The sequence below is a fragment of the Mesorhizobium sp. M7A.F.Ca.CA.004.06.1.1 genome (assembly GCF_003999135.1).
GTDB lineage: Bacteria > Pseudomonadota > Alphaproteobacteria > Rhizobiales > Rhizobiaceae > Mesorhizobium.
This window is the reverse complement of the sequence record NZ_RZPQ01000165.1, coordinates 1-9,177: the sequence shown is the minus strand read 5'-3', so window position 1 is coordinate 9,177 and position 9,177 is coordinate 1. Positions and strand designations below refer to the sequence as shown.

8 protein-coding genes and 1 tRNA gene are annotated in these 9,177 nt (G+C 60.6%); 3 read left to right on the top strand and 6 right to left on the bottom strand.

The genetic code is table 11. The features are described from left to right. Positions 1-511: alanine racemase (locus tag EN906_RS12780; protein ID WP_206529083.1), on the bottom strand; the 511-nt coding region annotated here is incomplete at its 3' end. A 190-nt stretch (positions 512-701) separates the two neighbouring features. Between EN906_RS12780 and EN906_RS12775 the strand changes: the two genes are divergently transcribed. Then, positions 702-1,388: a D-lyxose/D-mannose family sugar isomerase gene (locus tag EN906_RS12775; RefSeq protein WP_127258087.1), complete on the top strand. Its 687-nt coding sequence runs from the start codon at positions 702-704 to the stop codon at positions 1,386-1,388. Between the two features lie 64 nt (positions 1,389-1,452). On the opposite strand, the gene EN906_RS12770 is transcribed toward EN906_RS12775, so the two are convergent. Then, a complete protein-coding gene (locus tag EN906_RS12770) occupies positions 1,453-2,457 on the bottom strand; it encodes a L,D-transpeptidase (RefSeq protein ID WP_127271881.1) in 1,005 nt (334 codons plus the stop codon). Between the two features lie 246 nt (positions 2,458-2,703). Between EN906_RS12770 and EN906_RS12765 the strand changes: the two genes are divergently transcribed. Further along, positions 2,704-2,910, top strand: a complete 207-nt coding sequence (locus EN906_RS12765) for a hypothetical protein (RefSeq protein ID WP_164749017.1) — start codon at positions 2,704-2,706, stop codon at positions 2,908-2,910. 110 nt (positions 2,911-3,020) lie between these two features. Here the strand turns inward: EN906_RS12765 and EN906_RS12760 are convergent, their stop codons facing one another. Both EN906_RS12760 and EN906_RS12755 read right to left on the bottom strand, forming a co-directional pair. Further along, complete coding sequence (locus EN906_RS12760; protein ID WP_127270689.1) at positions 3,021-4,700, bottom strand: tetratricopeptide repeat protein; 1,680 nt, start codon at positions 4,698-4,700, stop codon at positions 3,021-3,023. A gap of 138 nt (positions 4,701-4,838) precedes the next feature. Further along, positions 4,839-5,471 (bottom strand): hypothetical protein, encoded by a 633-nt coding sequence (locus EN906_RS12755; protein WP_127271884.1) that lies wholly within the window; start codon positions 5,469-5,471, stop codon positions 4,839-4,841. A 440-nt stretch (positions 5,472-5,911) separates the two neighbouring features. Between EN906_RS12755 and EN906_RS12745 the strand changes: the two genes are divergently transcribed. Beyond that, positions 5,912-7,624 carry a hypothetical protein gene (locus EN906_RS12745; RefSeq protein WP_127269918.1) on the top strand — a complete coding sequence of 571 codons (1,713 nt, stop codon included), beginning with the start codon at positions 5,912-5,914 and terminating at the stop codon, positions 7,622-7,624. A gap of 385 nt (positions 7,625-8,009) precedes the next feature. Here the strand turns inward: EN906_RS12745 and EN906_RS12740 are convergent. After that, positions 8,010-8,083: transfer RNA gene (locus tag EN906_RS12740), tRNA-Gln, on the bottom strand. Between the two features lie 177 nt (positions 8,084-8,260). Then, positions 8,261-9,177, bottom strand: a 917-nt coding sequence (locus EN906_RS12735; protein ID WP_164777161.1) for a lysylphosphatidylglycerol synthase domain-containing protein, incomplete at its 5' end; no start/stop codon positions are given.

Below are 9,177 nucleotides of genomic sequence, written 5' to 3'. Positions count from 1 at the left end.
GGTAGGTCATCAGTCCGCCGAAGGCGAGGCCACCGGCTCTGTCGATCTGTCTTGCCAGCGCAACCGCTTCATCAGCCGACTGCACGCCGCAGCGTCCCATGCCGGTGTCGCATTCGACCAGCACCTGCAAACGATGGCCGGCATCGGTGAAGGTGGTTGCCAGCCCTTCGAGCGTCTCCATGCTGTCCGCTGTCACCGACAGGGTGACGCGCCCGTGCAGCGCCAGAAGGCGTTCCAGTTTGGCGCGCCCAAGGATGTTGTAGGGAAGAAAAATATCGTTCAGCCCGGCATCGGCCATCACCTCGGCCTCGCCGATCTTCTGGCAGGTGATGCCGACGGCGCCGGCCGCTATCTGCTTCTTCGCCCAGTAGGGCAATTTGTGCGTCTTGATATGCGGCCGGAGCTTCAGCCCGTTCTTGTCGGCATGCGCCTGGGCGCGGGCAATGTTGGCTTCCGCGCGCGCGGCGTCGATCAGGATGGATGGCGTATCGAGATCGTGAACGGTCGGCATCATCTTTCACCCCATGAGGAATCCGCGGGTTTTATGGCCCTGAAAATCCGTGATGTCACGCGGCCAGGCAAGCGGATCTGTGGTCCATACGCCCTGCGCAACGCCGGACAGGACGGCGAGATGGATCGACACCGCATCGGCGTTCGGCTATGCGATCTGCCAGACAAATCGATACGAAGGGATCATGATCATGAAGCGCTCCGCCATCAACGACATCATCCGCGAAGCCGACGCTTTCATCCGCTCGTTCGGCTACATCATGCCGCCCTTCGCCTATTGGTCGCCGCAGGAGGCCAAGGCGCGTCAGGTCGACTCGTCGGCCGTATTCACCTCGCGGCTCGGCTGGGACATCACCGATTACGGGCAAGAGAAATTCAGGGAACTCGGCCTGTTCCTGTTCACCGTTCGCAACGGCCGCTACGAGGACATGAAGAAGGGCATGGGTATGCTCTATGCCGAGAAGATCATGATCTCGCGCAAGGACCAGCTGTCGCCGATGCACCGCCACAACATCAAGGCCGAGGACATCATCAACCGTGGCGGCGGCAAGCTGGTGCTGGAACTGTTCATGCATGACCGCGACGGCGGCATCGATCCCAAGGCGGAGGTTTCGGTGCCGGTCGACGGAACCATCCACAGGCTGCCCGCGGGCGGGCTCCTGAAGCTCGACCCGGGCCAGAGCGTCACGCTGCTGCCCGGCGTCTGGCATGCCTTCTGGGCCGAGGGCAAGGACGTGCTGATCGGCGAGGTCTCGACCGTCAATGACGATCTCACCGACAATGTGTTTCGCGAACCGATCGGCCGTTTTTCCAACATCGACGAAGACGTTGCCCCGGTCCATCTGCTGGTGTCCGACTACGAGAAGTGGCTGGGGTAGGGGCGCCGCCCTACGCCTTCGGTGACGCCAGTCACACGGTCGAAAGTTAGCCCGTGGCGCCTGCCTACTGCGATCCTTGTTCGACCGATCCTGCCGCTTCTTCCTTGAAGACGACCTTTGTGCCTCTTTGCACTTCGGAGGCGAGGTCTTCGGCATCCCAGTTGGTCAGCCTGATGCAACCATGCGAGAAGGTCTTTCCGATCTTGCCTGGGTCCGGAGTCCCGTGAATGCCATAACTATCGATGGACAAATCGATCCAGACCGATCCCACCGGATTGTTCGGCCCGGCAGCGATCGTGAAGGGGCGCTTCGTCTTCACCCCCTTGAAGGCAAACTCGGGATCGTAGTGATAGGTTGGGTGGCGCACCACGCGTTTGACCTCTGCCTCGCCACTCGGCGCGGGCTTCTCCTGGCTCCCGATCGAGGCGGGGTACGTCGCAAGCGCTTTGCCGGAAGGGTCGAGCACGCGAACCTGGCGAGCGCTCTTGTCGACCTCGACGTTCCCAATGTCTTGCGGCGGATCACCTCGGGTTACAGCTGGCACCAGCAGCTTTTGCCCCGCCTTCCTGAAGCCGATGCCGGGATTGAGCCGTTCAAGCAGTTCCTCGCTGCTGTGGAAGCGCTCCGCCATCTTTTCCAGGGCATTGTGATAGGCGAGCCGGGGCAGGCGGGCCATCCTCTCCATGCGCGCCGGAATTCGCCTGGTGAACGGTCCACGCACATCCTTGCGCGTCAACTCGTAGGTCTCAAGCGCCGGGCGCGAGGAGCTCGCGACCAGCTTGTCCCATGTCTCGCGGTTAAGCTTGCCGTCGGCAGGCAGTCCGTTGGCCGCTTGAAACGCACCGACTGCCCGGCTGAAGTTCTCCGCTTGGCGGCCGTCGATCAGGCCTGGCGAGAAGCGTGCACGATCCAGGAGGATTTGCGCCTTCAGCACGGTCGCACTGACGCCTTTCGCTTCGCTGCCGTCAAATTGGGCGTTGTTGACAGTGGCCGCGTCCAGTTTTGCCGCCGCCGTTGCGTCCCATGCCATGACGAGCATGGCGGCAGCGGCAAGAACGAGCCTGATCATGGAGGTCACACTCCTGTATGAGCACCTGCTTCTATGACGTCGCACGGCCGATCTGGTTCCATTCCCCTGGCTGCGTCCGACTGCCGAGTGCCGATGCGCCGCAGCGAACCCGGACCAGGGAGCACCCGGCGGTGGCGCGGGTGCATTGTTGATAAGGGTCCGCCATCATCCAGATGGATGGCGACTCTCGCCAGCGCATGTGTTGGCTTCAATCGAAGCGCAGCTCGGTGACCGAGGAGAGCCAGCATGCAATTTCCTGCCCAGAAGGACAGAAGACCGGCAGCCGAGGATGAGCGCCAGGCCCGGCTTGAGAAAACAGCCAGGCTCAAGCAGCTTCGGTCCTATGCTTCCTGGCTTTTGTCCGACCCAAACGCCCAACTTCACGATGAGATAGACTGCTCGGTGCTGATCGAGGAAGGCGTGGTACGAGACAAAGCGTGGAGCCTGGGCTGATCGGCAGGTGACACGACCGGGCGGCGAGGTTTCCACCGCCAACGATGATCGGCCGACAATTTGTTTGGCGAGCCGATCGGCCGCAACAATGGCGGCAGGCTGACTTCGCGTCAGTGACAGCAGCCTTGCTGCGCGCTCGTCCTGCACAGGCAGGACGAGGTGATCGGCACATCCGCCCTGGCCAGCGCCGCGGCAAGGCTTGTCTGCAATATCGGCAATTCATCAGTCTCGCCGCGCCGATTCAGGCATTCCACCAGCCCGTGCAGTGCCCAGACATTGTTCGGGTGCTGGGCGCAGCGCTGCACCGTGCCGCTCAGGCCCAAATCGTCGCGATAGACCTGTTCTGCTTCCTGCGCGTGGCCCTGGTCGAGAAGCAGCGCCGCCAGCGCATGGCGCGGCGGGTGCATCCAGGCCCACGGTTCGGTGTAGGACAAATTGTCGTCAAGCTCGACCGCCTGCCGCAAATGGCCATAGGCCTCGTCATGCCGGCCCTGATGGTACGCCAGCTCGCCGTCGAGCAGGGCGACACCGACAGCCAGCGAAGCCTGCGCCGGGTTGCTGAGGAAGCGCCGCTCGGGCGCAATGCCTTTCAGATGCCGATGGAACACTTCGCGCTCGCGCTCGGCTTCAGCGAAATTCCCAAGCGTCGCATGCGCCACACCCTTGGCGTAGTGCTGCATGGCCGCCGTCAGCACATAGAGGCCTGGCTCCGCGGTCGCCGGTTCGTCGATGATCTCCTGCCAGCGGCCGAAGCGCACTTGCACATGCGATTTCATCGCATGGTAGCCTTCCACCGTCTGCGTGAGCTTGGGCCGGCCGGGGATGGCGACCACGTCGCGCGCGACCAGGCTGCGCACTCGATCGGCGGCCCACAGTGCAGGCTGGTACTGGCCCGACAACATGCAGGTGAACATCATCAGGTGCAGATCGTGGCAGCAGCCGAGCAAATAGTAGGTCGGCTCGTCCGCATAGGCGAGATAGAGGTCGTTGGCGCGTACCGCCTTTTCGCTGGCGCGTTTGGCTTTCTCATACTCGCCGCACAGCACATAGATGTGCCCCGGCATGTGGTTCATGTGCCCGGCATCGGGGCACATTTCGCCGAGCAGATCCGCTGACCGCATGCCGCGCTCCGGCATGGTGGACATTTCCAGCAGATGGATGTGCAGGTGGACGATCGCCGGATGCTGTGCTGCGCCGGCCTCATCGGCAAGCCGGACCGACCGTTCGCAGACGTCGAGCGCCTCGACGACATCGGAATTCGGCGCCGGCGCGCCGGTCTTGAGGTTCCACAGCCGCCGCACCGTGCGCATCATCAGCGCTTCGACCAGCAGTGCCATCACATCATGGTCGTCGGGACAGTCCCGATACACAAGCCGCATCGCGGCGGCATAGCTATCATCCCACCGTTCGAATTCCTCTGGGCTCACCCGGTATGGCTTCTGAAAGCGGGCGGCCAGCGCCTCGATCAGCCGCTTCTCGATCTCGTTGGCGGAAGCCGCATTGGCCCGGGCCAGCTGGACATGCTCGAAGCAGCGCTTGGTCGCGCTGTCGGCCTCGGCCTCGCCATGTTCTTTCCAGGTCAGATTGTAGAAAGGTCCGGCGGCATAGGCGATGCCCCAATGCACCATCGGACATTTAGGATCTGTTTCGAGCGCCTTCTCAAAACACTTGATGCCTTCCTCATGGTTGAAGCCGTAGCACCAGTTGAGGCCAACATCGAACCAACGCTGGGTTTCTGAAGAACGAGTGGAGATGGGACGGCGGTAGGTGCCGAGGTCGAAGCGGTCCATGTGGTCTCATTTCAATTCTGATTGCCAGCGAGCCAGCTCTGGTCAGACTACCTTCGCCATCAATGTGTGCCGAAACTGGCAGGCATGGCAAACGCAACGAGTGCCATCGCTGCTTGCATTTGGATACTGTCGCCGCTCTTAGCTGGTCTCTGGAGGCGGTGTTTCATTTTGCCAGCCGGCCAGCTCAGGCAGGTCGTCAAGCCAGCTTTTCTCGCTCACCAAGGCATCGCCGGTCTGCGGGTCGGCCTCGGCGGCGTTTTGAATGAGCCAGTCCATCCACTTGCGATAGGCAGCCGGGTCCAACTGAGGCGGCAACACCTTGGCCTTGGCCAGCATGCGTTTGCGGAAACTCACCTGCCTGCGGAGTTTTGTCGTCGTGAATTTGATGGCCTTGCCCTGGTATTCGACCGTCCAGCGCCCGTCGCCGTGGCTGGCGAGCCTGTCGATGGCGAAGCCGACGTCCACCGGCCTGTCCCGCCACGGAAGCTCGATGGCATTCTTCCTCAAATCGAGTGCCCATCGCCTGTAGTCGGTCCCGGCACGCTGGGGCGGCAGCACCCCAGCCTGTTCGAGTATCTTCCTGCGGAAGGTCGGCTGCTTCTTGAGCTGGCCTGTCGTCAGCTCGATGCGATGCCCACGGAATTCGACATGCCAGCGGATCCTCCCATTGCCGAAATACTTAACCAGCCTGTCGATGACGAACTCGCCATCGGAGAGCGTCACGCAGCCTTGGCTGATGCGTTCGAGAATGTACTGGCTATCAGTGAGCATGACGCGGCCTCGTGCAGGAACCCTTCATGAAGCTTCGCTAAGGCGCACGCAACGACCGGGCAATCTCGCCTTTCATGATTCCGTCGCATAGACACCGATGACGCGTCATATCGCTCGCGCGCTCATCCTGACAGCGGCTTAGGAGCAGCGGCCCGGCGTCGGGGGGTATCGAGGGGGGACTGGCGCCGAGCCTAACCGGCTTGGGGGGGAATGCCGGCTGTCCGAATTATAGGCCTTTTTATGCATTTCTGCTAATTTAATTAAAGGACCATGTTCCGCACCCAGGCGCCAGATCGATAATAGCGTCTATCGGCGGAGTACCGAATTGGCCCGCTGAGCCGTCGTTATCGGATCGGCGTGACGATGCACGATCTTCCAGAGACCATCTTCTGGGCGAAAGACGCTCGTCACGCGTAACGCCGTCGTCCGGCCCTGGCATCTTGGCGCAGGACAGCTACATTTGTCCGCTACTTGCGGAGGGGGGTATTATGTCAGTGCAGCGGGTGCGTGAAGCCATCGGTCAGTTTCTAGCGTCAAATAAGGAGCAGGTTCTGTGTATCCGCGGTGATTGGGGCACGGGCAAGACATATACCTGGGACGATGTTCTCTCGAAGGCGGTCCTCAGTAAAAAACTCAAGCTGAAACGTTACGCAAAAGTCTCATTGTTCGGCCTGAACTCGATTCAAGACATCAAGCGCGACATTTTTCAGTCCACGGTGGCGATTGAGAAAATCGGAAAGCCGTTCGATTTTAACGACTACACCGACTACATAAACGAGGCGAAATCCTCCAACGTCGTATGGAAGGTTTTCGCATCTCTTACCGGTAGTGCCAGTGAAGCAGCCGTTGAAGCAGCAGCACTCAGCATCCGCAATCAGATCGTCCTGGTCGATGATCTGGAACGCAAGGGCGATGGGCTCAGAAGCGTCGATGTGTTGGGCTACATCTCCCAGCTCAGAGACGATCGGAAGTGCAAGGTTGTGCTGATCCTCAATGACGAGCAACTAGAGGACAAGGGTGAATTCGAGTCCTACTTAGAGAAGGTGGTGGACTTGTACTTGCGGTTCGACCCTTCTTGCGCCGAGATTGCCGACATCGCTATTCCGGGGGACGGTGACAACATCGCCGCCATGGTCCGTCAGCATGCTATCCTGCTGGGCATCAAGAACGTCCGAGTGATCTGGAAAATTCTAGCTCTGGCTAAGCAGGTCGCGCCTATGCTCGCCGGATATTCCTTTAGCGTGACAATGGATGCTGTTCGGACAATCACCCTACTCGCCTGGAGTTACCTTCAGCCAAAGGGCGCACCACCGCTCGACTACCTGAAGCGAGTCAACGCTTATAACCCGATCAAGGAGGACGCCGACCTCGACCTGAAATGGCGCGACCTGCTTGTCCAATACCGGTACACAGGCACCAGCGCGTTCGACCTGACCCTCCTTGAGGCTGTCCAGAATGGATACTTCGATCAATCGCGGCTGAACGCGCACGCGAAGGAGCTGAATGAGGCTGATATGTACCGCAAGGCAAAAGAAGCCATGCGGGAGCTTTGGGATGACCTACATCTGTCCTTCACGAAGCCGATCAAGCCCATACTCGACAGGTTCGTCGAGGTTTTTGCAAGCGAGCTTAAGTACTTGGACCTCGGCGACTTAGTGAGCGTCGAGCGCACGTTCCGTGAGTTGGGAGATCCGCGCGCAGAAGAGCTGGTCACACTATACATCCGGGAAAAGAAGGATGAGCCCGCCGCCTTCGATACCGATAGATTGTACGAGTTCGGCCGGGAGTTGTCCCCTGAACTGCTCAAGCGGATCAAGGAAGCTGAAAACGCCACGAAACCGAAGCGCACAACCGACGAGACTGTGATGGCGCTCGCCAAGAATATCACCGATCCGGAACTGCTGGCTGAAGCGGCTACGATTGATGTGGAAAGTTATGTCCAGATTCTCAAGGGGCATGAGGGTGAGGAACTGAGGGACATGCTCGCCGGCCTACGCCGTTACATGAACCTGATCGACGCCACGCCCGAGATGATCGAAATACTGACGCGATTCGCCAAGGCGGTCAAAGAAATTGGCAGGGAAAGCGCTATCAACCAGTACCGCACTCGAAATCTCGGCTTCATCCAATGGCTCGAAAAAAAAGAAGCTTAGGCGTAGGATTGCGTCTTGGTCCGGCGACCACCTCCCGGTGCAAGCGCTCAACGCGCGCCGCCCTCCCGGCCATGTGGTCGCGATTTGTTGCCATGGATGCAGCGCCGAATCGTCGTTCTGCGAAACCCCGGCTCTGCTAGCGATATCGGCGCGACTCAAGCCGCCGCCTAAAGCCCGGCTATCATCGCGGCGAAAGCATCGGATGGCGGCATGGCCGAAAATGGTGTGGCCAGCGCGAAAGGAAAAGCCTGCGGCAAGATGGCCAAGCGGCTGGAAAATAAGCGGCAGCTAAAATTCGCTTATTTTTCGCTTATTTTGTCACAGCGGCATGCACCACCAAGTTTCGGTTGGCGGCAAGAATTCAGTGTTTTCAGTGGGTTTATCTTGGCTGGGGAACCTGGATTCGAACCAGGACTAACGGAGTCAGAGTCCGTGGGTCTACCGTTAACCTATTCCCCAGCAGGCGCGGTCATGAACCGTGCGGGCCGAGCGGGCAAGCCGCTGTGAGCGCTGCCTTGTAGCCGCCAGCGGAAAATAGTCAAGCCTGCTCTGTGGTTCAATGGCACGTTTCGTCAGGTGATTTCAGGCGCCGCACTTCAGATGCCGGCGCGCGGCCTCCAGATCCAATCCCGCTCCTCAAGGCTCCGTCCGGCTGAACTGCGAGCGTTCGAAGAACAGCACCACACCCAGGCCAAGAATCAGCGGGATGATCAGGTAGAACAGCCGGAACACCAGCAGCGCCGCCAGCACGCCGACCGGATCCATGTCCGACAGGCCGGCGAGAAACACCACCTCGAACACGCCGAGCCCGCCCGGCGCGTGCGAGATCTGCGCGATCGAGAAGGAGACGAGGAAGACGCCCAGTATGACGAAGTAGCCGGGATTGTGGGCTGCGGGCAGGGCAAAGAAGATGATCGCGGCGGCGGCCAGCAACTCGATCGGGCCGATCAGCAACTGCCGCGCGACGATCGGCAGCGCCGGATAATGCAGCTGAAAGCTGGCGATCTTCAGCGGGCGCAGATGCAGCCAGCTGCCGAAGACATAGGCGGCGACGAGCAGCAGCATCGCGATGCCGGCCGCTTCCGACAGGCCATGATGGGCGATGCCGGAAAACCGGTCGAGTATCTCAGGCTCGAACACCAGAACCAGGCCCGAGGCCAAAATCGTCGACAGCACGAAGGTGATCCAGCAGACCGCCACCAGCACGCCGACATCCTGTCCGGTCAGGCCTCTGGTACCATAGGCGCGGTAGCGGATGACGGCGCCGGAAAACACCGAGCCGCCAATGTTGTGCGACAGCGCATAGGTGGTGAAGGAGCACAGCGTGACGAACAGCCACGACACGCGCTTGCCGATATGCAGGAGCGCGATGTGGTCGTAGCCGGCAAGCGAGGCATAGGCGATGATCGAACTCAGCGCGGCAAGGATCCAGCCCCGGGTCGGAATGGCGGTGATACCGTCCCAGACGTCGTCGAGCGAAACGCCGCGCAATTCGTGCCAGAGCAGCAGCAGCGAGAAGATCACGGCGGCGATGCCCACAACCGGCCAGAAAT